Origin of the sequence: Mucilaginibacter lappiensis, from assembly GCF_050433765.1 — a bacterium.
Lineage (GTDB): Bacteria > Bacteroidota > Bacteroidia > Sphingobacteriales > Sphingobacteriaceae > Mucilaginibacter > Mucilaginibacter lappiensis_A.
Map to the genome: position 1 here is coordinate 712,648 of NZ_JBNPWP010000002.1, position 24,660 is coordinate 737,307.

At 41.7% G+C, this 24,660-nt stretch carries 22 protein-coding genes; 12 read left to right on the forward strand and 10 right to left on the reverse strand.

What is annotated here, in order from left to right; translation table 11 throughout:
- Positions 1-92: 92 nt before the first annotated feature.
- Genes M2273_RS08430 through M2273_RS08440 form a run of 3 tightly spaced genes read right to left on the reverse strand, consistent with a single transcriptional unit; the run spans position 93 to position 3,143 of the window.
- Positions 93-578, reverse strand: coding sequence for a hypothetical protein (locus M2273_RS08430; protein WP_429395337.1), 486 nt, complete (start codon positions 576-578; stop codon positions 93-95).
- 60 nt (positions 579-638) lie between these two features.
- Positions 639-1,001: a response regulator transcription factor gene (locus M2273_RS08435; protein ID WP_429395339.1), complete on the reverse strand. Its 363-nt coding sequence runs from the start codon at positions 999-1,001 to the stop codon at positions 639-641.
- Between the two features lie 30 nt (positions 1,002-1,031).
- Positions 1,032-3,143 carry a PAS domain S-box protein gene (locus M2273_RS08440; protein ID WP_429395342.1) on the reverse strand — a complete coding sequence of 704 codons (2,112 nt, stop codon included), beginning with the start codon at positions 3,141-3,143 and terminating at the stop codon, positions 1,032-1,034.
- A 235-nt stretch (positions 3,144-3,378) separates the two neighbouring features.
- On the opposite strand from M2273_RS08440, the gene M2273_RS08445 reads away from it, so the two are divergent.
- The 3 genes from M2273_RS08445 (at position 3,379) to M2273_RS08455 (ending at position 7,314) form a co-directional block, all read left to right on the forward strand.
- Complete coding sequence (locus tag M2273_RS08445) at positions 3,379-5,781, forward strand: ABC transporter permease (RefSeq protein WP_429395344.1); 2,403 nt, start codon at positions 3,379-3,381, stop codon at positions 5,779-5,781.
- A 155-nt stretch (positions 5,782-5,936) separates the two neighbouring features.
- Positions 5,937-6,434 carry a DUF1772 domain-containing protein gene (locus M2273_RS08450; protein WP_429395345.1) on the forward strand — a complete coding sequence of 166 codons (498 nt, stop codon included), beginning with the start codon at positions 5,937-5,939 and terminating at the stop codon, positions 6,432-6,434.
- A gap of 181 nt (positions 6,435-6,615) precedes the next feature.
- Positions 6,616-7,314 (forward strand): head GIN domain-containing protein, encoded by a 699-nt coding sequence (locus tag M2273_RS08455; protein ID WP_429395348.1) that lies wholly within the window; start codon positions 6,616-6,618, stop codon positions 7,312-7,314.
- Positions 7,315-7,500: 186 nt separating this feature from the next.
- On the opposite strand, the gene M2273_RS08460 is transcribed toward M2273_RS08455, so the two are convergent.
- Positions 7,501-8,943 (reverse strand): alpha/beta fold hydrolase, encoded by a 1,443-nt coding sequence (locus M2273_RS08460; protein WP_429395349.1) that lies wholly within the window; start codon positions 8,941-8,943, stop codon positions 7,501-7,503.
- A gap of 78 nt (positions 8,944-9,021) precedes the next feature.
- Positions 9,022-9,513 carry a nuclear transport factor 2 family protein gene (locus M2273_RS08465; protein WP_429395351.1) on the reverse strand — a complete coding sequence of 164 codons (492 nt, stop codon included), beginning with the start codon at positions 9,511-9,513 and terminating at the stop codon, positions 9,022-9,024.
- Positions 9,514-9,749: 236 nt separating this feature from the next.
- On the opposite strand from M2273_RS08465, the gene M2273_RS08470 reads away from it, so the two are divergent.
- From M2273_RS08470 to M2273_RS08480, 3 genes are read left to right on the forward strand one after another with little or no spacing between them, the layout of a single operon-like run.
- Positions 9,750-10,100 carry a Bor/Iss family lipoprotein gene (locus tag M2273_RS08470; protein WP_429395354.1) on the forward strand — a complete coding sequence of 117 codons (351 nt, stop codon included), beginning with the start codon at positions 9,750-9,752 and terminating at the stop codon, positions 10,098-10,100.
- Between the two features lie 12 nt (positions 10,101-10,112).
- Positions 10,113-11,627 (forward strand): FAD-binding protein, encoded by a 1,515-nt coding sequence (locus M2273_RS08475; RefSeq protein WP_429395357.1) that lies wholly within the window; start codon positions 10,113-10,115, stop codon positions 11,625-11,627.
- A 44-nt stretch (positions 11,628-11,671) separates the two neighbouring features.
- Positions 11,672-12,958: a hypothetical protein gene (locus tag M2273_RS08480; protein WP_429395359.1), complete on the forward strand. Its 1,287-nt coding sequence runs from the start codon at positions 11,672-11,674 to the stop codon at positions 12,956-12,958.
- A gap of 3 nt (positions 12,959-12,961) precedes the next feature.
- Here M2273_RS08480 and M2273_RS08485 read toward each other — a convergent pair whose 3' ends face one another.
- From M2273_RS08485 to M2273_RS08495, 3 genes are all read right to left on the reverse strand, one after another.
- Positions 12,962-13,792, reverse strand: a complete 831-nt coding sequence (locus M2273_RS08485) for a glycoside hydrolase family 25 protein (RefSeq protein WP_429395362.1) — start codon at positions 13,790-13,792, stop codon at positions 12,962-12,964.
- A gap of 105 nt (positions 13,793-13,897) precedes the next feature.
- Entirely contained in the window at positions 13,898-14,290 is a 393-nt protein-coding gene (locus M2273_RS08490; protein ID WP_429395364.1) for a group III truncated hemoglobin, read from the reverse strand.
- Positions 14,291-14,757: 467 nt separating this feature from the next.
- A complete protein-coding gene (locus M2273_RS08495) occupies positions 14,758-15,660 on the reverse strand; it encodes a DUF2268 domain-containing putative Zn-dependent protease (protein ID WP_429395367.1) in 903 nt (300 codons plus the stop codon).
- Positions 15,661-15,858: 198 nt separating this feature from the next.
- On the opposite strand from M2273_RS08495, the gene M2273_RS08500 reads away from it, so the two are divergent.
- From M2273_RS08500 to M2273_RS08520, 5 genes are all read left to right on the forward strand, one after another.
- On the forward strand, positions 15,859-16,296 hold the full coding sequence (locus M2273_RS08500; protein ID WP_429395368.1) for a MarR family winged helix-turn-helix transcriptional regulator: 438 nt from the start codon (positions 15,859-15,861) through the stop codon (positions 16,294-16,296).
- 28 nt (positions 16,297-16,324) lie between these two features.
- Entirely contained in the window at positions 16,325-17,581 is a 1,257-nt protein-coding gene (locus M2273_RS08505; RefSeq protein ID WP_429395370.1) for an MFS transporter, read from the forward strand.
- Positions 17,582-17,596: 15 nt separating this feature from the next.
- Complete coding sequence (locus M2273_RS08510) at positions 17,597-18,163, forward strand: isochorismatase family protein (RefSeq protein ID WP_429395373.1); 567 nt, start codon at positions 17,597-17,599, stop codon at positions 18,161-18,163.
- A 123-nt stretch (positions 18,164-18,286) separates the two neighbouring features.
- Positions 18,287-19,876, forward strand: coding sequence for a DUF4435 domain-containing protein (locus tag M2273_RS08515; protein WP_429395375.1), 1,590 nt, complete (start codon positions 18,287-18,289; stop codon positions 19,874-19,876).
- Positions 19,877-20,172: 296 nt separating this feature from the next.
- A complete protein-coding gene (locus M2273_RS08520) occupies positions 20,173-21,723 on the forward strand; it encodes a M20/M25/M40 family metallo-hydrolase (RefSeq protein ID WP_429395377.1) in 1,551 nt (516 codons plus the stop codon).
- Positions 21,724-21,798: 75 nt separating this feature from the next.
- Here M2273_RS08520 and M2273_RS08525 read toward each other — a convergent pair whose 3' ends face one another.
- Positions 21,799-22,839, reverse strand: coding sequence for an NAD(P)-dependent alcohol dehydrogenase (locus tag M2273_RS08525; protein ID WP_429395379.1), 1,041 nt, complete (start codon positions 22,837-22,839; stop codon positions 21,799-21,801).
- A gap of 82 nt (positions 22,840-22,921) precedes the next feature.
- Positions 22,922-23,809: a helix-turn-helix domain-containing protein gene (locus M2273_RS08530; RefSeq protein ID WP_429395381.1), complete on the reverse strand. Its 888-nt coding sequence runs from the start codon at positions 23,807-23,809 to the stop codon at positions 22,922-22,924.
- A 171-nt stretch (positions 23,810-23,980) separates the two neighbouring features.
- Here M2273_RS08530 and M2273_RS08535 point away from each other — a divergent pair, with 171 nt between their 5' ends.
- Positions 23,981-24,373: a putative quinol monooxygenase gene (locus M2273_RS08535; protein ID WP_429395383.1), complete on the forward strand. Its 393-nt coding sequence runs from the start codon at positions 23,981-23,983 to the stop codon at positions 24,371-24,373.
- Positions 24,374-24,660 lie beyond the last annotated feature (287 nt).

A 24,660-nucleotide genomic window follows, 5' to 3' on the forward strand; every position in this document is an offset into this window, starting at 1 on the left:
TGTATAATAAAGTTAGGTTTATTTTTTTAATTTACAATTAATTGAAGTAAATCAATGCTTTAAACTTACTATAGCCTATGCCCCGGAATATATTATAATAAAACTTTTAGGTGCTTATACTTTGTTGGCTGGTTTTGCAGCAGCCTGTAGGTTAGGGTGGCAAATATGGCAAACACCACGTGGGCCGGCACTAATTGTATATAATATTTGGAATACCTGATCCAGGGTGGTGCCGGGTGCATTTTAAAAGTTAGTTTCCAAACCATGACTGCTAATGCACCACTCATTCCGCCCAGTATCAGCGCCTCTTTCAGGCCTGGTTTAACTTTACGCTGTTGCCAAAGTTCTACATATACCGTGGCAAATAATATCCCCACTGCATAATGTGCCATCCAGCCTTGTACCTGGTTCAGTTTTTTTGTGCCCGGCAGCAGCCGGTGAATCAAGGTGCCCAAATGTTCGGGCTCACTAAAATTTTCCTTTTCAGCTAACGATACCAGGTAACTGAACAGGGTCATAAAGCTGGTTCCGGTAATGCCCGAAATTGCTATTTTTTCTAATTTATTGGTTGCTTTCATCTATCATCGTTTTTTGTATGATATGTGTGGCAAGGGGCAATCCAGGTTTTTTCGATAGTTTCAGGAAGCTATTTTTTGCTGAACTCTTGTTGTAAAATCGTTAATATCAAATGGCTTGCTGATGAAATCGTCGGCACATGCTTCTATAGCCATCCTGCTGCCATTGACATGAGCCGACATCAGGAATATCGGTATCTTCTGCATATTTTCAATCGATTTAAGTTCTCTGCAAATCTCCACGCCATCGCCATCAGGCAGCATAATGTCAAGGATGATCAGATCAGGAAGGGCTATTTCAAGGGCCTGCTTAAATGCCGTCATTGTAGTACAAGCCAATACCGCATACCCTACGTCAGAAAGCAGGTATTTAATTAAATCATTGATATCGTTATCATCTTCAACCAGGTAAATAATTTTTTTCATAACCCATTCCATTTAAAGTGACAGCAAGAATTATTCATTAACCGGATGATTTAAGTTTAAAGGCAAAGAAAAATAAAACTCTGATCCTTTTTCAGGCACACTGTAAACACCAATTTTGCCGTGATGGCGATCAATGATCTCTTTGGTTAAGTAAAGTCCGAGGCCAAGGCCGGGGATATTGGCATTTCCTTCCGCACGGTAAAAGCGGGTAAAAATTTGTTTTTGCTGATCTGTAGTTAGCCCCATACCCTGATCTTTGACTGTAACGGTCACCTCGCCGGCAGCTTGTTCAAGGCTTATCTGCACCTGGTTAGCATCGGGCGAATATTTAATGGCATTGGTCAGCAAGTTTACCATTACCTGTTCCATTCGCTGCTTATCAGCTTTGATCCACACAGCTTCGCCTTCACCCTGAAAAATGATCTGGTGTGTTTTATTTGTATAATTTAATGTTTCGGTCACTTCCTCTACCAGTGCCCGCAAGTCAAATAGTTCCAAATCCAGTTTTAATTTCCCTGCTTCTACTTTGGATACATCAAGCAGATCTGAAATCAAAGCATTCAGTTTATCTACCTGTTTGAGCATTTTGCCGATAAATGATTTACTCGTTTGATCTCTTTCTGCCCGGTCAAGCACCTGTAAATAACCCTTGATAGTGGTTAACGGCGTTTTGAGTTCATGACTGGCCAGGGCAATAAATTCATCCTTTTTAGCACTCAGGGCCTTAACCTCCTCAAATAGCTTAGAGTTATCTAAAGCAACCGCTGCCTGCGAAGCGATACTGGATACCAGGACTTCATGATCAATTGTAAAAACACCGGGCTCCTGGTGCCCGAAAAATAAACCACCGATGACGGTGCCGGTAGAAGAGATAACCGGAACAGCCAGATAGCTAACCACCGGCAGATACCCTTTGAGCATCCCATAATGAAGTGCATTGTGGCCATAACGCGGATCTTTCCGGATATCGTCAACCCTTACCAACTGGTCACCGCTAAAGGTTGAATCAAAAATGGCGGCATCGCCCGGCATGCCAAATTTTTCAAAGGCTTCGCGCGGAGCGCCAGATAAGGCAAAAAGTCTATGAGCTTCCCCACGCTCATCAATTGTATTGTAAAAGAAAGCGCCAAACTCCGCATCCGTAATTTTGGTAGTAGCATCGGTTACCTGGTCTAAGATAGCCTGCACATCCAGTTTTTCGGAAATCACTTTTCCGATGGTGTTCAATATTCTGAGATTCTGTACGTTTTGCCTAATGGTGTGTTCCGTTTGCAAACGTTCTGAAATATCACGGGCGATCTTGGAAGCGCCTATAATGCGGCCGTGACTATCTTTCACCGGCGAAACGGTTAGGGAAATAGGGATCTCCCTGCCTGATTTATTCAACCTTATAGTTTGAAAATGATCAATCTTTTTACCCGCTTTGATGTTACTGATAATAACGTCTTCCTCGGCTTGCAGGAATGACGGTATCAGTATGCTGATATGTTTGCCAATCACTTCCTGTTCGGTATAGCCAAATATTTTTTGCGCTCCCGCATTCCAACTCTGAATAATGCCATCCAGGTTTTTGCTTATAATAGCATCATCCGAAGATTCTACGATTGCCGATAGGATCGATTGTTTTTCTTCCCCCTGTTTCTGGTCGGTAATATCCACCAGCGTATTATGTGCACCTATAATGATATTAAGTTCATTAAAAATTGGCCGCGGAAACACCAGCAAACTCCGGAAGGTATGATCAGGTCTTTCAATTACGATCTCTGCACCTTCGTATGATTTCCCTTCTTTCAAGGTAAGGGCCATTGGGCAGCCATCCAGCGGCATTGGGCTGCCATCGGGATAATATATCTTCCACGAGCCGCACCACAGGTCTTTTCCAATTTCTGGTTCGCGGCCCCATAAAGTAACGGCGGCAGGATTGAAAAAGGTAATAAAGCCATCCTGGTCACACGTATAGATAGCGACAGGCGAAGTCCATACCAATTCTTTAAATTTTTGATCAGCCACTTTTGGTTGTGATCTGTCTATCCCGTTTTTATCGCCCTGGTTTCCCGGTGGGCGGATGGGTAGGTCTTGCAGCATAATTTTTTTGGTATTGAACTGTAAACCATAGCTTATACTATGTGCTATATGGAACATAGCAGCAGTGATTTTGTTTTTTTAACAAATGTAGTATAAACGATTTTATTGGCCTGTTTATGTAAAACAAGAAGGATTTTTTACATAAAACCGGTTATACCAAAAACGAACGATTGTTGTCCGCTTTTGATACAGGTTATAAATAATAATAGTCTATTAATTGTTTAATAATCAATTTGTTATAAATAGGGCATGATATTTAAATCTGACTCTCCGTATTTAAATTATTACCCTTATGATCAGGAACTACTTTAAAACCGCCATCCGTACCCTTTTAAAAAACAAAGGGTTTACGGTATTAAATGTTTTGGGCCTTTCTGTTGGCCTGGCCACTTGTTTGCTCATTGTATTTTATGTGGTTGATGAGTTAAGCTATGACCGTTATAATACCAAAGCCGACAGGATATACCGGATAACGGAGGAAGTAAAGTTAAACGGGCATGAAAATTCATACGCCAGTTCAGAGGCCCCGTTGCTTAACGCCTTAAAGGATTTTCCTGAAATTGAAAGATCTGCAAGATTAATGCCTACGTCATCTCTTTTTATTTCGGCTCAAAAGTATCACGTTAAAAAGGGAAACGAAAACATCCAGGAAAAGAAAATCGTTTTTGCTGAATCAGGTCTGTTTGATATTTTCACACTGCCAATGATTGATGGCAATCCATCCACCTCCTTAAATGAGCCACATTCCGTAGTGGTTACCGAAAGTGCAGCCAAAAAATATTTTAATAATGTAAATGTGGTAGGGCAAACCTTAACTTTTAATGACACCAGCACCTATAAAATTACGGGGGTAATAAAAGACGTTCCTTCGCAGTCGCATTTTAATTATGATTTCTTTTTATCCTTCTCAACGTTGCCCGAAAGCCATATTAATAGTTGGGGTTATGGCGGCATGCGTAATTATTTATTGCTTAAACCCGGAGCAAACGTAAAAAACCTGGAAGCCCAGATCCGAAAAGTAGAAATTAAAAATTCCTATTCTCCCTCTGCCTGGAGCTCGGGCGATAATTATTTAAGAATTGTTTTAAAACCATTGCTCGATATTCATCTGCGGTCCAACAGCCAATACGAGCTGAGTAAAAACGGCAGCATCCAGTATGTATATATATTTTCGGTTATTGCCTTGTTTATATTGCTGATAGCCTGTGTTAATTTCATGAACCTGTCTACCGCCCGCTCATCAAACCGTGCCCGCGAAGTTGGTGTGCGTAAAGTATTGGGTTCGGGCCGTAAAGAACTGGTGGCCCAGTTTTTGGTAGAGTCGACACTGGTAACATTGGTTTCAACCATTATAGCTGTGTTGCTGGCCTGGATATTTATGCCTTTGTTTAATCAAATGGCAGGCAAAGAGTTGGTTTTTACATCACAATCCATTACCTGGCTGTTACCTTCATTGTTAGTTATCATTTTGGTAGTTGGTTTCCTTGCAGGATCATACCCGGCGTTTTATTTGTCAGGATTTCAGCCTATTGAGGTGTTAAAGGGGAAACTGTCAACAGGTTTTAAAGGTAGCTTTCTTCGCAGTTTCCTGGTAGTTTTCCAGTTTTCCATATCTATTTTCCTCATCATCGGTACGCTGGTTATTTATAATCAGCTAAATTATATTCAAAATAAAAGCCTGGGGTTTGACCGTAACCAGGTATTGGTTATTAAAAATACCACCTCGTTAGGCAATCAGGCCGAAGTTTTGAAACAGGAGTTGAAGCAATTGCCAGGCGTGGTAAATGCAACCATGACATCATACCTGCCAACCGGGGACGATAGGAATATTACAGGTTTATTCCCCGACCGCACCATCGATATTAAAAAAGATATGCTTAGCGAATTTTGGCCGGTTGATGAAGATTATATCAGCACTGTAGGTATAAAACTGGTGGCCGGCCGCAATTTTTCAAAGGAAATGAAAACTGATACGGCAGCGATAATTGTTAACGAAGCTTTTGTTCAAAGGTTAGGCGCTAAGGATCCGCTGAGTAAAACCGTTTATCGCGATAGCTACGGCATACAGCCATTCCGTATTATAGGGGTGATGAAGGATTTTAATTTTTCTTCACTGCGTGATAAAATAGCGCCGGTTGTTTTATCGTATGCACCTGATAATGGTGCCATTAGTGTACGCGTGCATACAGCCGATATAACAGCCCTAATGTCGCAAATTGAAAATAAATGGAAAAGCTTTTCGCCTAACCAGCACTTTGCCTACTCCTTTATGGATGAGGATTTTGATGCCACCTACCGGTCAGAACAGCGTGTAGGGCAAATATTTATATCATTCAGCACGCTGGCCATTGTAATTGCCTGTTTAGGACTATTTGGCCTGGCTGCTTATGCTGCTGAACAGCGTAATAAAGAAATAGGCATACGCAAAGTATTGGGAGCCAGTGTTACCGCGATAGTAAGTATGCTTTCTATGGATTTTATCAAACTGGTATTGATCTCTATTTTGATCGCATCGCCACTGGCCTGGCTGGTTATGAATAAATGGCTGCAGGATTTTGCCTACCGTACAAATATACAATGGTGGATATTGGGAAGTGCCGGTTGCGTTGCCATCCTGATCGCATTTATCACCATCAGCTTTCAATCTATCAGAGCGGCTTTGTCAAACCCGGTAAAAAGTTTGCGGAGCGAATAAACTCCCTGAGCAGAGAAACTTCTTCATCTTTTCGTTTAATGGGACAAGCGCTTTATAAAGCGCTTGTCCCATTTTTTTTAGAATAATGCTGTCGGTTTTGTTCTATCTTCCTATTTACAGACCACCGATTTTTGCTATAACAAAACAAAAAAGTCATGACAAACAAAACCATTGTATTACTCATTACCGCGGTATCAACCTCTTTAATCGGCGGGCTGTTTTACGCCTACGCCTGTTCTGTTACACTTGGCTTAGGCCGTTTAGCCGATGCCGCCTATCTTTCGGCTATGCAATCCATTAACAGGGCTATTTTAAACCCGGTATTTTTTGCCAGTTTTTTAGGGACGATGTTATGGTTACCTGTATGCACCTATATGAATTTTGATAGCTCATTGTCCCCGCGTTTTTACTTGCTGCTGGCCGCTACCTTAATGTATGCCATCGGGGTTTTTGGTGTAACCATGTTTGGCAATGTACCTATGAATAATTTGCTTGATAAGGTTGACCTAAAATCATTAACCCTTCAGCAAATTGCCGAACAAAGGCAAAAGTTTGAAGGACCCTGGAACAGCCTTAATAATATCCGTACGGTGGCTTCATTTTTAACCATAGTTTTGGTTATATGGGCGTGCCTGATTCCAAACAAACAGTAGCTGTATGTTTTTAGCTTGGGTTAGTTGCCAGCTTAATTGCTTAAAAATGAATGATCTGTACGGTTGTTAAAAGATATATTTATTAGATTTAATTTTAATTTAAGACTAAGCGATGAGAATATATAAAACAGTTTGCAACTATTAGTCCGTACAAAGCGTCTTTTAAAAAAACAACCATATTATGAAAAGAAAAGTCTTTTTTTTGCTGGCATCAGCTATAATGATGATGACCTTCAACACCTTTGCCCAGGGTGGACAAAGCAGGACAGTTTCGGGCTTTAACAGTATTGAATCAGGCGGGCCATTTAATGTTCATATTAAAATTAGCGGAACAGAAAGCATAAGGCTTGATATTGATGACGATGTTGTTAACGACGTTAAAACCGAGGTAGTGAACGGTTCCTTGCGGGTAGGGTTTAAAAACCATTTTTCGTTTCACCGCAATATTAAAAGGGCCGATATTTATATCACCGCGAAATCGCTTAACGCCCTTGCAAACAGCGGATCAGGCAATATGGACCTGGATGGGGTTTTAACCGGCGATAATGTTAAGGTAATACTAAGCGGATCGGGCAATGTGAGGGCAGCTCTTAAATCAAGCTCATTGGAAACGAGGATCAGCGGATCGGGAGGTATAAACCTGAAAGGAAGTACGGGTGATGCTGAGGTCAGGATATCAGGCTCCGGAGAGATAGATGGAAAAGGGCTGACCGCCGAAACAGTAATAGCATCCATAAGCGGATCGGGCGGTGTTAATATCAGAGCAAATAAAACAGTATCTGCACGTATAACAGGTTCGGGAAGCGTATCATACGCAGGCAATGCCACAATTGGCGAAACAAGATATACCGGCTCTGGCCGCGTTAATAAGGTCGACTAAAACCATATTTTCCTATAAAAAAAGCCTTCAAACTTTGAAGGCTTTTTTTGTTTGTAGGAATTTTAACTGGGGTAAATGATTTTGATACCCCACTGTCGCAACCTCCTCCTCAAATTGTAGGATTGAAATGTATGTCGGGAATTATAAATAGGCAGTATAAATGTTTACTGATGGTGTAATCAAATGTTACTCTACAATAAGGTTTTTTGATTGTGAAACTATTTTTTTTAACGGGTTATTTAAAAACAGATCTACATAATCAATGCCATCTACTGAAAACCCAGGCGCGTGCCCCCGGTTATGAATAATTAACAATTGGCTGTTGGGCATATAACGCTTAATAAGTCTATTATAAAATGGTCTGCACCAGGGGTCAATATCACCCGAGGTAATTAGCGCCGGAACGGTTGAATACACCGGGTTCTTGGCTATTTTGGATTCCGGATTTACTTGCCAACAAGCGCATATGGAATGATTTACATTATTAAATGGGTATGCTGATAACCAGGGCAACACAATATCCTGCTGCTTTTCCAGCTTAGGGTCTGAATATTGTATTTGTTCGGTGCAATAAACGGAGTATCTCATGCCGAGTGAAACACTATTGTCTCCAGAAAAATACCCATCCAACACCTCGGTTACATATTTATGGTGATTGCCTTTTATTATGTTGCTGATCACCAAAGGAACTGTGCTTACCTGGCTGGTATTTAATCGGTTAATAATCGCATCAAGTAGTTCGTTTTTAGTATAAACGATATTAAGGCTGTCCTTGCTGCCTTTTTCAAGATATCTTATGAAAAACTTTTTTCCAGTAAATTCTGTAAAGTATTTATGAAAACCTGATCTTAAATTTCCGTAAATAATTTTGTTTACAGAGTCTGCATTACAATTATCAAATACTTGCTCCAGGGCTTCATTGATATTTAACAAACCATGTTCTTCATAATTTACATAACCAGGAAGAGGCGAATTCAAAATCAACCTGCGAACACCCTCCGGATGGTTTCGCGCCATAGTCAGCATAAGCCCGCCACTATATGATATTCCAACCAGGTTAAGTGAATCAACGTGCAGAGCCAGCCTCAAATCATTAATATCCTCGGTACTTTCTATTGTATTATAAGCCGATAGATCAATTCCCTGTTTGGTGAATTTATCGTGGCATTGCCTTACGGCTGCAAGTACCAGGCTGTCTTTATTTTTTCTATCCTTATAGCTTTTTCTGATAGCTGCATTTACTTCCATACAATCCAGGCAGGGCTGCGCCCTTTTGGTTCCCCGTTGGTCAAAAGCAATAAAACCGCCGTATCTTAAAAAGCCGGAGTTATAACTGATGCTATCAATATTGGCAGTAGTGCTGTAACCAGGCCCACCTGTAGTGTACAGCGAAATGTTTTTTTTAGGGTCCTGATCTGGTCTGCGCACAAAGAAAAAAGGGATTTTTATTTTACGCCCATTAGGTTGCGCGCGATTCTCAGGTACAACCAGAAAACCCGTTTTAAGGATCAGCCGTGAATCAGCTTTAACCATATTCGGATAAGGTTCTATTAATGGCTTATATGTTTGACAATAAGCATTTTTATTAACGATGAGAAGCAAAAACAGGATAATAAAAGATAGTTTCATTGGCATTGAGCGGTTTAAAATAACGATTAATTGATCTGTGATTTAAGAGTTAATTATCTGGCTTTTATATGTTATTTATCAATGATCATAACTAATCACCCTCGTAATTTTCCACTCATTATTTTTGTATTGCCATACGTGCAAAAATTTTAAAAGGCCAACTACTTCCTTACCATTTTCAACATGGGTAAATTTATGTACGCCAACTTCAATAGCACCAAAATCTTTGATCTGGTAAATTTCCAGGCTGCCCTTTACAAGCGCTCTTTTTAAACCGGTAGCCTTATTTTGAACAAACATTTTTTCAAAGTTCTTCATGGTTTCATCATAGTAGGTAAGGCCCCCAAGGTCATGGTAAAACTCTACATTATCGGCAAATACGGCTTTTAGCCTTTGCATATCGCGGGCGTTAAAGGCGTCAAAACAAACACTGTCCATGTGTAAAATAGTGTTGTACAACTGCTGGTCAAAATGTTTTTGGGTTGTTTGTGCCTGAGCATGTTGAGGTAAAACCCCGGCAAGAAGTAAAACAACAGGTACTATCAGGAAACGCGATATAGAGGTTCTCATTTTTTTATCTTAAAGACGTTTGGCTGGTGCTAACCGTTACAGCAAATCAAATAATTGCCAACACAATAAGTTGTAGCTACCTATTCAATACAAAAAATCAACACTGGTTTAACGCGCTGTGTAAAATGCGTAAAACTACGTATAAAAATAAAGTGATTTTACTAAACTGAGAATCAGTTATTTATGTATCTTTATTTACATAGCACAGGTTAATAACTCTATTAATTATAAGCCCTATGATATCACCACAACTAACCCTTAAAGGCCATTGCCGTAAATTTCTGCTGGCGCTGACCATCACACTTACTTTAAACAGCTGCTACACCACCCGCGTGGCCACGCAGGCGCAAGCCGGTACTGAGGTTTCTGGCAAAACCGTTAATTCCTTTTTTTGGGGACTAATTCAAAATCCTAAAAGGGTAAATACCCCAATTTGCGACTCGCTGGGTGTTAATGGGCTGGCCGAGGTAACCGTGAAAAATAATTTTGGCTATTCGCTTATTACCGTTGTTACCCTGGGCATCTGGAGCCCAACCCGGGTAGAGTGGAAATGCGGTAAACCATGTCAAAAAGTAGGAAAACTATAAAATCAGCAGCAGATGAAAGTTATTAAAACGGGAGATAAAACCTGGGAAAACCGGCATGAAGTATTTGTTGAAGATATTAATGACCTGTATGAATTAGCTAATGAGGATAATCTGGATGCCCTGGATGGATATAATGATAGTACAAAAGGTATTCAGGGACTTATAGCTAATGCAATAGCTACCAATACCCCATTGCGCGCATTGGGTGCGGGGTGGTCATGGATGAAAATAGCGACCGTAAATAAGGGTATAATGCTGGATACCAAACCGCTAAATACCATATTTGATATTACGGCTAACAGTGTTTCGCCCGATTATGCGGGTAACCCGGCTCACCTGGTTTTTGCACAGAGCGGCAACGGTGTATGGGAGCTCAACAAACACTTAAGGCAAAAGGGGCTTTCACTAAAAACTTCGGGTGCCAGCAACGGGCAAACTATAGCAGGGGCTTTTAGTACGGGCACCCATGGCGCCGCTTTTGATTTTGGCGCCACACAGGATTTTATTGTGGGTATTCATCTCATAGTAGGGGCCAACAGGCATGTATGGCTCGAAAGAAAATCTGCACCGGTAGTATCACTGGCTTTTATTGATCGTTTACAAACTGAACTTATTCAGGACGATGATCTCTTTAACGCGGCGCTGATTGGTTTTGGAAGCTTTGGTATTATTCACGGCGTAATGATTGAGGCAGAAGACCTGTTTTTACTGGAAACCTATATGCAACGGTTGCCTTATGACGACTCTCTTAAAGCCATCATGAACACGCTTGATTTTAGCAACGCCAACTTACCTTGCGGTAACGAGCGCCCGTTCCACCTTTCGGTATATCTTAACCCCTATGATATGGATGGCGGCGCGTATGTTACCACCATGTATAAACGCCCTTATGTTGACGGATACCAGCCTCCTGTCGAAAACGTAAACGGGATTGGTCCCGGTGATGACGCCCCTACCTTTATTGGAGCGGTAACCGAGGCCATACCCGCATTGGTGCCGCTGATGGTTAATAAAGTACTTGGTGCAAGTATTACACCCTATGATAAACAGTTTGGCACTTTAGGCGAAATTTTCAGCAACACCACCTTACACGGCAAGCTGTTAAGCGCTGCAATAGGCATTCCGCTTGCTGAGGTTACCCGGGTAGCCGATCTGATGCTGGAAATTAATGAAACCATAGGGCCTTTTACCGGCCTGTTTTCTTTCAGGTTTGTGAAGCAAACCAAGGCCACGCTGGGCTTTACCCGTTTTGAACATACCTGTGTAATGGAGCTCGACGGCGCTTTCTCTGACCGTACCTATAGTTATTATACCAAGGTTTGGAAAAAACTGGAGGATGAACAGATCCCTTTTACCTTTCATTGGGGAAAGGTGAATGAACTATCGCCAGAAAGATTATCAAATATGTATGGTCCCGCTGTTGACTCATGGATAGCGGCCCGTAACAAACTGCTCGACGCGGATAGCATGAGGATTTTTACCAATCCAATTATACAACAATGGGGGTTAGACAAAGTGATTGTTTAAAAACTAAGCGGACCGGTAAGGGAGCAAAATTATTCACCCTCATAGTGTTTAATTTTATTACCTTATTAACGCAAGCGCAAACTCCCGCGCAAATCATCACGCAATTAAAGGAGGTGAATAATAAAGTTACCGCTACGCCCTGTAATACCGGGCAGGGTATGCTCATATCCAATAAGGCGATGAACATTTTCCTATCCAACAAGGTAAGCTCCTATCTTTCTGATGGTACCGATCTTTCGCTGTATAAAAATTACGTGAACCTGAACGCGGCCGAAGGCCGGCTTTCTATCAATCATAATTTTCACCAACCGGTTGATTCTGACGACTACGTACGGGGGTTTATAGTTATAGGGGCAAGGGTTAATGTAGCCAATACCTACGCCGCCCGGTTTTCAAACAAATACTTTGATAACCAGTTAGGGTTTACGCTTCAAAAAACCTGGATGGGAAAGCCGGTAACCAGGTTTGATGGATGTGGCGGCCAAAAATTATCAATGGATGCACAAAGGGCCGTGCTTTTGCATAGCCTTGAGACAGAAATAGAAAGGAAGGCTGCCGATTATGAGCGGGCATTAGATTCCATTAAACAAACGGAGATTCCCGGGCAGGACTTGGCTACGGCAAAGAATACACTACGACACGATTTTTATGCTGCTTTAAGGCTGGACTACCTGCAAAAGTTTTCGGAAGCACAATCAGACCTGCTGGTACAAAGCAATGATTTTAAACTAATAACCGACAACTGGACTACATTTGGCGTTTATGTACCGGTAATACCTCAAAGGTTTCAAATAAGTACCGATCTTAATGCAGATGTTACTAAACGGCATAACTATCCGTTCGAGGTTTTTTTAACCCATACCCGGTTTTATGAAAAACCCGGGTTTGGAAGAGTTTTTTTTACTTTAAACGCCAAAGGCTTTATTAATAATTCGGTACAAAGCGGAGCCCTTTATTATGCCGATGTAAACGGGCAGGCAGCCAACGATGGAATTGGTACAATTGCTTTGAATCAGGGCAATCGTTTTATAGGCAATTACAAGAACTTTTTTACCCCGGTAGTGTCGGGTAAATTAGTATACATCCCCGGTAATTCGCATGTAGGGGTAAGCTTTCGGATCGAGAAAAACTTTGGCAGCTACCACGCGCTTAACTCCATATTGGGGGTACCCATTGTTTTAATTGATAAGAAAGGGGGGCCTGTTATCAATTTTGAATGCCAGCTATTGTTTTCAGACATGAGCAATTCTATCAATAAAACCCAGCTCCCGGGTAATAAAACTGCCGTAGGTTTAACCGTGGGTATCCCGTTCAGTAAGATAGTTTATTGAAAATTACGGTATCAGCAATTTCCGAAAAGCGGTACTATCACCTTTAAAAATATTAAAATCAACCTTTTGGTTAATGCCGTTTATACGGGCCTTATCTGAGTGTTGCCAAAACTGCCAGTTGGTTTTACTGCTTACGTTTAATACTGGCTGATAATAGTGGGCTATCCACAAAGTATAGTCATCAAAATATCCCTGCAAGTAATCCTGATAAAAGCTGATGTTGGTATAAATAATAGGTTTTACACCCGTCTTGTTTTCTATATGATTAACAAAAGACAGTAGCTGCTCGCGCATTTTTGCAGGCGATGTTTTATACAGCTGTTCCACATCCACCACCATGGGCAGGTCGCCTTTTTCAACTTTTACGGTTTGCAAAAAGAACCGGGCCTGCCATAAACCACTTTTTTGAGGCAGAAAAAAATGATATGCCCCGCAAATAATGCCGGCCTTGGGAGCCTCGCGCCAGTTACGTTGAAAATAGGGATCCATACTTAAAACACCCTCAGTAGCTTTTATAAAAGCGAAGGAGATATGCACGCCATCATCGTTCATGGCTTTAACCTTTTGCCAGTTTATTTTGCCCTGGTACGATGATACATCAATACCATGAACGGTATAACCCGAGGGGATGCGCACGTTAAAGCTTTTATAGGTACGGTAGTTTTGATCCTGGCCAATATCCATTATCCATCGCCAGGTAGCGCTAAAGCTCCGTAAAACGTAACCATAGTAAAAAGGGGAAAGTAATATAAGGAGCAGGCCCGCAATGGCTATTTTCCAATAAACGGATCCAGCCTCTTTCTTTTTCTTTTTAGGAGTAGGTTTTCTTTTCACGGGCGCTTTTGTTTTTGCAGGCGCTTGGGCTTTAACAGGAGTTTTTTTAACTGGGGGTGGCACGGTGCAAACTTACAAAATTGCCTTTATGCCCAGGCATTAGCATTACAATATATTGTGCGGATTATTTTTAAAGTGTGCTATCTTCAGTTGAAACAGCTGAGCCATTTTACCCGCGCGCCATTTGGCTTCATCAGCTTTTTCACCGGTAAACAGGCTGTCAATGGTGGCATTGAATAAGCTGAGCCAGGTGTCAAAGTGCGCGGCATCAACCGGGAGCCTGGCATGGGGCGGAAAAGGAGCGCCGTTATAAGTATACTCTTCCAGCAAAACGGTTTGCCAAAAGGTATACATTTTTTCAAGGTGGGCTGTCCAGTGGTCGCCCAGGCGTTCCATAAAAACAGGAGCCAGCAGGGCATCGTCAGCTACCCTGGTATAAAAAGTATCTACCAGTATCTTGATATCATCCAGCGTTAATATGTCGTGTTTGGGTTCCATGTTCACTCCTTACAAAGGTGAGGTTTTGGGTCGATAGTTATTTAATGTCGAAGTAATTTTTGATGACCAAGGTAATCCCGGCATATATTCCCTCCCTTGGGAGGGTGAGGTGGATAGCGCGGTGGCAGGGAGGGGTTTCTACAGGCGATACAAACTTGCATGGACACCAAACCCCTTCCTCCCCCTTCCCAAGGGAAGGAATCGCACTGGCCCTAAGCTTTCTTTTGATTCTTTAGAACTGGTGGCGGCAGAGACTGTGTCAATCGCTTTTAAAGTTTATTGGGCTAAAGCCACTTTTCAATTTTGTAATTACCGCCCCATAAATGGGACGGCAATGAATTTTGATACTATTTCGGGCTGGGTTTTTATTCATTGCCGTTTGACTTTAGTCAACGGTTAAATTTAAAAAAGCTTTGGCCAAAACTTTCCTGTGGTTGGCCATTAAAAGCTATTTCCGTGCGAACCGGCTATTTCAGATATTTATTCAGGTAGCCACTTTTTTTCAAAAAATCCGTATAATCCTTAATGTTCAGGATATCATGTATAGCCTGTTTTTTATCAGTCGCTTTGGCGTAATAGTGAGCGATGATCTGATAACCTATCCAATAACCCAGGTCATTGGGGCGGTCGTCTTTTTTAGAGGTCCCGTAAAGCCAGTCGTTATAATCGGTGCCGTTCATTTTTGAAACAAACTCCTGGCAAAGCTTGTCGGTGTGCGTGTTGCCATAGTTGTTGGGGGCTTCGTTACCGTGGGCTCCGGATATCATTTCGCCTATAAAATCGGCGCTGCCCTCCAGTATGCTTTGTTGCAGCAGGGTTGGGTCGTCGCTGGGCCAGGTTTGCTGAAAATGTATCAGCTCATGAGCTACAATACCCGGTATGCCATCAATGTTAGTTTGCATTTCGGCGCCAATAAATAGGCCTTGTTTACCAGATGTTCCGCCTGAGTTATAGGCACCGATAACAAAATAAACAGGCGGAAACTTCGCTGCCGGGTACAGGTATTTTAAGGCGTAAAACGTGCTCCGGGATTGTTTTTCCTTTTCTTTTATCCGCTGGGTGCTGGCCCGCACTTTCGCATAATCACCTTGTCGCTTTTTTACCACCTGGTACAGGTGCTCTGCGCTTTGTATGCGGTTGGGCGTAAAACCGGCCACTCCCTCGCTTCCAATAGCAATATATTCGGGGCCAAAGGTGTTTACGGTGGTGTCTTTTTTAAAATCATCATAAGCTTTCCAAAATTTATCGATGTCGCTGGTTACAAACCGGGCGCTGTCTGGCGAATTAGAAAAACCGCTTTGTGCAAAACCATGTACATAAAAAGCAAGCAGTAAGGTAATCAGGATGAGGATTTTGTGGGGTTGGTGCATGTTGAAAAAGGTTAGCTGTGAGGAAGACGCACTGAAAATAAAAAAGGTTGCATTTCCCCGGTCAAATTATTTGTTTAACCTAAATATACACTGGCGGGTACCATTAATCCATACCCCGCATCTTTTTCTTTATGACTTTAAACGGATAATACTATGCCTATATTTGTAAGGTAAACTTACAAGTTTGCTTAATTAATTATGACAGAGCAAAAAGATACCCTGCTGGCATCTGAACTACGTACCGTAGTAACGCGCCTAATTAAAAAACTGCGCAAACAGTCGTCTACGGCCGCGCAATTGTCGCTTACCGAGCGGTCAACCATCGCCCTTTTGGATCAGCACGGCGAATTGTTGCCTAATGAACTGGCTGCTATGGAAAAGATCACGACTCAGAGCATGTCGCAGATATTGAGCAAGCTACAGGAGATGGGGCTTATCAAACGGCGCATATCTGAAACAGATAAGCGCAAGGCCATCATCACCCTGTCTGATCTGGGGCGCACCATGTTGTACCAGGTACGTAATGAGCGCGATGAATGGCTTAACAAGGCACTGGAAGCCACCTGCACAGTAGAGGAAAAGGCACTGCTTAAAAAGGCAATGGGGCCTTTAACCAAATTAGTTGATTTTGATTGATCCCCAAAAAAGGAGGGGAAGATGAGTAATGAATATAAATACATTTAATGCTTTTAAAAGCCGCAATTACCGGCTTTATTTTACCGGGCAATCCATATCATTAGTGGGTACCTGGATGCAGAAAACCGCTGTAAGCTGGGTGGTTTACTCGCTAACACACTCGCAGTTTATGCTGGGGGTTACACTTTTTGCCAGCTTGTTCCCATCGTTCTTATTGTCGTTTTTGGGCGGGGTAGTATCTGACAGGTATAATCGCTTCCGTTTGCTGCTGGCCACACAAGCCGCCTCTATGATACAGGCCTTATTGCTTACCGCGCTGGTATTTTGGGGGCATTATGTGGTTTGGGAAATTATAGCGCTTAGTGTGGTTCTGGGTGTCATCAACGCGTTTGATGTGCCTGCCCGGCAATCACTGGTGTACGAAATGGTGAACAAGGCCGATCTGCCCAATGCCCTCGCGCTTAATTCGTCCATGGTAAATTTATCGCGGTTGATAGGGCCGGGTGTTGCCGGTTTAGTATTGGAAAAATTTGGCGATACGGTATGCTTTGGTATGAATGCCCTAAGTTTTATAGCGGTAATAGGTTCATTACTGATGATGAGGTTGCCAAAATTAGCATCTGCAAAACATGATAAGAATATCTTCTTTGAACTAAAGGAGGGGTTCGACTATATCAAAAATACCCCATCTATCAAATTTGTACTGGTCATGCTGGCTGGGATCAGTCTCATGGTTTTACCCTTCAGTACGCTGATACCCGTGTATGCCAAGGATATTTTTAAAGGTACGGCATCAACCTTTGGGGTTATTGATAGTGTGATAGGGTTGGGCGCGTTTTCGGGTGCCATTTTCCTGGCCTCATTAAAACCTGGCCATAACCTGAAAAAGATCCTGGCCATCAGTACCCTGATCTTTGGGGGTGGGTTGGTCATTTTTTCGCACATGAATAACTATCCTTTGGCCCTATTATTTGCCGCTATAACTGGTTTCGGTATGATGGCGCAGATCACCATCAGTAACACCCTGATCCAAACCACTGTTGCACCCGCCATGCGCGGTAGGGTGATCAGCTTTTACGCGATGGCTTTCTTCGGGATGCAGCCACTTGGCGGTTTGCTGGTAGGATCGGTTTCGCAATGGATAGGAACACCAGATACCGTGATGGCCGAAGGGATGGTAGCGCTGTTAATAGGCATACTACATTTCCGTTTCCTGCAGAAAAGCAAATTAAAAAAGGCCACCGTGCAAACTTTAGAACAACAGCCCATCAATACACTCGCTTAATAAAAATTAAAAATCATGATAACTTCGTTAGATAAAAATACCGCCCTTGTATTAATTGATCTGCAAAATATGGTTGTAAAAATGGCTGCGGAGCAATTGATCGATCCTGTAATTAGAAACTCGGCCAAATTATTGGCCGCATTTCGTAAAGCTAAATTACCCGTGGTAATCGTTAATGTTAACCCGGTAGGTTCTGCCGCATCAAAAACGCGCAAAGACACCAACAGATCAGTCAATGGCCCTTTGCCGGATAACGCGTTGAATATTATTCCTGAAATAAAAGCAGCAGAAGAGGATATCCTAATCACTAAGGAAACCTGGAACGCTTTTTACAATACCAAGCTGCATACCGAATTGCAGCATAAGGGTATTACCGGTATTATACTGGCAGGTGTTTCAACCAGTATTGGTGTGGAAGGCACGGCGCGGTCGGCTAATGAGTATGGTTATAACATTGCCTTTGCCAGCGATGCCATGACCGATCTGTTCCCTGAAGCGCATGCCCATAGTTTAAAATTCATTTTTCCGCGTTTGGGTGAGGTGGGTACAACTGATAAGATCATTGAAAAGTTGGGGGAATAGTATTTTCCCTATGTACTTATAAAAAAAATGCCCTGCTATACTGTAGGGCATTTTTTTATAAAAATCTTATAATTATGGATATATGATTACAAATTGTATTATTACCTAACCTTACACAATAATATGAATATTCAATTACCATCTAAATTAAATGCTACACAATCGATAATTATAGATACTAAAAGTTTAGTAGTAATAGGAGCAAACGGGTCAGGAAAATCACGGTTTGGGTCAGATATAGAACTAAGATTTCTTGATAGTACACATAGAATATCAGCACAGAAATCTTTAACAATGCCTGAGCAAGTAGGTACAACTTCTCTTGAAAATGCAACATCAGATTTTTTTTATGGAGATAAAAAAAATAAAAAAAATAAGAATATTTATCGTTGGAATAGTAAACCCAATAGTCATTTATTAAATGACTATGAAAAACTTATGGTTTTATTACATACGGAGGAATATGAGGACTCCATTAAGTTTAAGGAGCAATATCACCCAGGGCAAAGTATTACTAATCCTTTAACAAAACTTGATAGGATAAAAAGAATTTGGGAATTAATATTACCTCATAGAAAGCTTATTAAAAGAGCTGGGAAAATTGAAACATATCCTACAGGTTCTCCCAATCAAAGCTACAATGCCTCTGAAATGAGTGATGGTGAAAGAGTAATATTTTATTTAATTGGTGAAGTAGTCTCGGTCCCACAAAATGCTTTAGTGATTATAGACGAGCCTGAAATGCATATTCATAAAGCAGTAACTAAACATCTATGGGATGAAATTGAATTGGAAAGACCAGATTGTACTTTCATTTATCTTACGCATGATATTGATTTTGCTTCATCACGCCAAAACTCGGACAAAATATGGATGAAGAGTTACAATAACAATGTTTGGGATTATGAAATTCTACCAGACAATACACCTCTTCCTGAACAATTATATCTTGATATATTAGGAAGTAGGCAACCCGTACTTTTTATTGAAGGTGAATTGAGTAGTATTGATTATAAACTATTACCAGCAGTATTTCCTGATATGAACATTAAACCTCTTGGAGCATGTTCTAAAGTGATAGATACTACAAAATCATTCAATGATCAAAATGCATTTCATCATATTCAATCATTTGGTTTAATTGATAGAGATAGACGTACAGACAACGAAATTAGCCGCATAAAAGATCCTAATATTTGGGTTGCCGAGGTAGCAGAGATAGAAAATTTTTTACTGTTAGAAAATATAGTTAAAACAGTCGCAGCTTGTATGAGGAAAAACCCAGAAGACGTTTTTAATCAGGTAAAATCAGATGTTATTCGTTTCTTCAGGTCAGAGATTATTCAACAAGCTATTGCTCATACAATTTCAAGAATTGAAAGAATTTTTAAAAATGCTACATCTCATAAAGGAATTAATGATTTTACAGGGCTGGATAAGGCTTTAACTGATTTTTGGGATAACCAAAATTTCAAAAAAATATTTGATGATTTGCTTGCAGAGTTTACACAACTTGCTAATACAGAAAATTACGAGGAAATACTCCGAATATTCAATAATAAAGGATTAATCCCAAATTCAAATGTAGCAACTTTGTGTGATTTGAGTAATAAAAACAATGCTTATTTGAATTATATAATCTCTTTATTGAAAGAAAATAATGATAAATCTGAAGTTATACGTCAGGCTATTCTTGGGAAAATAAAAAAGTAACTTTTCGTGAGATCTTGAGGTCACGGAATTTTTAAATTATGTTTCATTTATCAAGATGGAATAAATTACGTTCGCTCAGGGTCTCCTAAAAGGGACCCTGAGCCAGCTTGCAAATCATTCATAATTCCGTAGGGGAACTTTCAGGAGACCCCACTGGGACTTGAAATAAAATATTCCGCCTACATGCTCATGAGAAATGCCCCACGATACGCAGGGCATTCTTTAAAGAATGTATTAAACCTGTTACCCAAATCATAAGTGTTATGGAGTTTGCTTGTTTTTTATAAATTAGGTTTATGAAAAATATTTACCATAATATCTGGCATAAAGTAAAGCCGCTTGCTTTGGGTATGGTACTTTGCAGCAGCATTGCCGCCGCGCAGTCCAGCAACCCTGTTATTGACGCCATCATGAAAGAGGAAGCCGCCAATTCGCAACTGGAAAAACTGGCGCATGAACTTTTTGATGGCGTTGGACCGCGTTTAGTAGGCACGCCGCAAATGAAACAGGCCAATGATTGGGCCGTGGCTAAATACAAAAGCTGGGATATACCCGCCCATAACGAAAAATGGGGCGAATGGCGTGGCTGGGAACGGGGGATATCGCACATTGATATGGTTTCTCCCCGTGTAAAATCACTGGAAGGTACACAACTGGCCTGGAGCCCGGGTATGGGTAAAAAAACGGTTACCGCCGAAGTGATCATACTGCCTGACCTTGCCGACTCGGTTGCTTTTCAGCAATGGCTGCCAAATGTTAAAGGCAAATTTGTGATGATCTCCATGTGCCAGCCCACGGGCAGGCCCGACTATAACTGGCAGGAGTTTGCCACCAAAGAATCATTTGACAAAATGAAGACCGAACGTACCGCCATGACCGATGCCTGGCGCAAACGTATCAGCAAAACCGGCTATACCACTAAAACACTTCCTGTAGCGCTTGAAAAAGCCGGTGCAGCAGGCATCCTGACTAATAACTGGTCGGCGGGTTTTGGGGTTGATAAAATATTTGGCGCTAATACCAAAATAGTGCCTACGGTTGATATTGCTTTGGAAGATTACGGGATGCTTTACCGCCTAAGTGAATCAGGCGGGAAACCGAAGATCAGTATGCACACCGAATCAAAAGAATTGGGTGTGGTGCCAACCTTTAATACCATTGCCGAAATAAAAGGTACCGAGAAACCGGAAGAATATGTAATGCTTTCCGCACATTTCGACTCCTGGGATGGCGGCACCGGCGCTACCGATAATGGTACGGGCACCCTGACCATGATGGAGGCTATGCGATTGCTAAAAAAATTCTATCCCCACCCTAAACGTACCATACTGGTAGGTCATTGGGGTAGTGAAGAGGAGGGTTTGAATGGTTCGCGCGCTTTTGTGGAAGATCACCCCGAAATAGTTCAAAACTTACAAGCCCTGTTTAACCAGGATAACGGTACCGGACGGGTGGTTAACCTGTCGGGACAAGGCTTTGCCGAAGCGAAGGATTACCTGAGCAGGTGGCTGGCAGCAGTACCAGATACGATTAAGAACCGGATAAAGACCAATTTTCCGGGTCAGCCAGGTGGTGGCGGGTCTGACTTTGCCTCGTTTGTAGCAGTTGGCGCTCCCGGATTTTCATTAAGCTCGCTTAACTGGTCATACGGAGCATACACCTGGCATACCAACCGCGACACGTATGATAAAGTTATTTTTGACGACTTGCGCAATAACGCCATGCTGGCGGCTATTATGGCGTACATGGCCAGTGAAGACCCAGCAAAAACGGTGAACACTAAAACCGAAGGGATAAAATGGCCCGTTCAGGTTAAGGCAACACGTAGTGGTGGGTTGGATAAGTAATACCTTTAAACAGACGAAACAAAAAAGAGCGCCTGCTTACAAGCAGGCGCTCTTTTTACAAGGTGACTTTTTAAGTTACAGCGTTGCCATATCAATAACAAAACGGTAACGAACGTCGCCTTTGAGCATACGATCATAAGCCGCGGTAATATCTTTCATGTCAATCATCTCGATATCAGAAACGATATTGTGTTCTGCGCAATAATCAAGCATTTCCTGAGTTTCGGGCAGACCGCCAATTCCTGATCCTGAAACACTTTTACGACCTGCTAAAAGGGAAAATGGATGAATGGCATAAGCCTCTGAAGGTACACCAACGCAAATGTGAGTGCCATTTGTTTTTAATAACGACAGGTAAAGATTCATATCGTGCTCGGCAGAAACCGTATCCAGAATAAAATCAAACGAACCTTTAACAGCTTCTAACTGTGCAGGATCTGATGTTACCACAAAGTGATGTGCCCCTAAAGCTTTGGCTGCTTCTTCTTTTGATGGTGATGTACTTAAAACAGTAACATCGGCCCCAAAGGCCACGCCAAATTTTACGCCCATGTGGCCCAGGCCACCCAGGCCTAACACGGCCAGCTTATGCCCTTTACCTACTTTCCAGTAGCGCAGCGGTGAGTAAGTGGTAATGCCCGCGCAAAGCAATGGCGCTGTAGCAGCAAGTGGTAGCTTATCAGAAATGTGCAATACAAAATCCTCATGAACCACAATAGTGTTTGAATAGCCCCCGTAAGTTGGCACACCATCTTTACCCTTGCCATTGTAGGTTTGTACATTACCATTTAAACAGTATTGCTCCAATCCATCTTTGCAGTTATCACAGGTTCTGCATGAATCTACCAGGCAACCAACGCCTGCAAGGTCATCTGCTTTAAATTTCTTTACATGATCGCCTACCTGAATTACTTTACCTACAATTTCGTGGCCGGGCACCATCGGGAAGATCCCCGGGAACCAGTCGTTTTTTATTTGGTGAAGGTCTGAGTGGCAAACACCACAGAATAATATTTCCAGTTGAACATCATGTGGTCCAACCTCCCTGCGTTCAAAATCCCAGGGGGCTAAATCTGTTTCAGCGGTTTGAGCTGCATATCCTTTGGCTTGTATCATAGGTTTTATGTTTTATGTTAAACAAATTTATAATGATTAGCCTGTTTGGCAGCTAAACATTTCAAAGTAATAATTATACTTTTCAAAGGGTTTTTCTTAAAGCCATAGGAGTAAAGCCCGTATGCTTTTTAAAAAAGTTATTAAAATAAGAAGCATAATCAAAGCCCAGGCTGGCGGCTATTTCCGCAACGCTCCAATCTGTATGGCTTAATAATGATTTTGCTTCAGCAAGTACCCTGTCATTAATATGGGTGGTGGTTGATCTGCCGGTAATTTCACGCACGGCAGCGTTTAAATGGTTTACGTGTACCGCCAGCTTGTCAGCATAATCCCCGGCCTTTTTTAGCGCCAGCGAATACTGTGGCGATTCAACAGGAAATTGTTTCTCCAACAGGGTCAAAAACAGTTTAGCTATACGCGATGCCGCGTTTTGAGGTGTAAAATAAGCCACGGCAGGCTGCATCTTAATAGCCTCATGAATAATCAGGTTCAGGTGGTTCCGGATAAGCTCATATTTATATATGTATTCGGTGTCAAGCTCCTGTTGCATCCGGCTAAAAATGCTGTGGATATAATCGGCTTGCGTGTCATTCAAGAAATAAACAGGGTCGCCGCCGGCTTTAAATAAGGACGACTCCTCCAGACTTTCCATGCGGTTACCGCTTTGCAGAAATTCATTCGTGAAAACACAAAAATAGCCTGCAGCTCCTTCATGATCACCCTCCCAGGAGTAGGGAACTAAAGGATTGGTGAATACCAGGGCAGGTTTATTGATCTCGATACCCCGGTTGGCATAAAGTAACTGGCTGTTGCCACTGAGTTTTAAGGTGATCTTGTAAAAGTCGCGGCGGTTGTAAGAGGCGAGGTTGCAGTAACCCTCGTATATAGTAGCAACCCTGAACTGTGTAGAGTCGCCTTTATTGCTTTCAAAATTATAAGAACCGTTTTGGGGTGTGTTTAACGCTTGCATGTTCAAAGTTAAACATTTCAAAGAAAAAGCGAGGTGGTTGGTTGGAGGACCGGTATATTCGAAATTTACACTTTCTAAGAACCTCAGGTATATCTTCAGGAGATCCAGAGGGGTAGAAATAAGGCCTTTTTATTTAATGGGCTTTCGTATCTTAGGGTAAACAACAACTCAATGAAAAAGGAGATACTTTATGTCATAGGCAGTGTGTTACTGGCATTTATTATAAATACAAAAGGTATGGCTCAGGAAAATATCCATATGTATAGAATAGCTAAAATTCAAGTCGACCCGGCACAACTGGATAAGTATAATATTGCTTTAAAGGAGCAAATGACTACTGCTATTCGTGTTGAACCGGGAGTGCTTAGTTATTATGCAGTTGCAGACAAAAAACAACCCTCTCACATTACTATCTTTGAAGTGTACGCCGATTCAACAGCATACAAAGCTCATATACAAGCCCCGCATTTTAAAAAGTACAAAGAAACCGTTCAGCACATGGTTAGCTTTTTAGAGGTTGTAGATGTAAATTTAATTGGTTCGGCAAAAAAGCCGGGAATGTGAAAAGTTACATTTTTCGTCCCCTCAGGGTGTCTCGCGAGGACCTGTGGGAGTCACTGCAGCTACGGTAAAATATGATTTTAAATTTACACTTGTCTGGCTTGAGAAGACTTCATTTACCTTCAAATAGCGCTCAAAAATTACACTTCTCTGACTTTTTATCCAAATCGGTTAAAAGATTATTTTTCAAATCGCTTGCATTGTTTGTATCACATCCGTTACATTTAGGAAAATTATAAACCAAATGCAGAAACACATCCTAATTGTTTATCTATTGGTTGCCTGTTGTG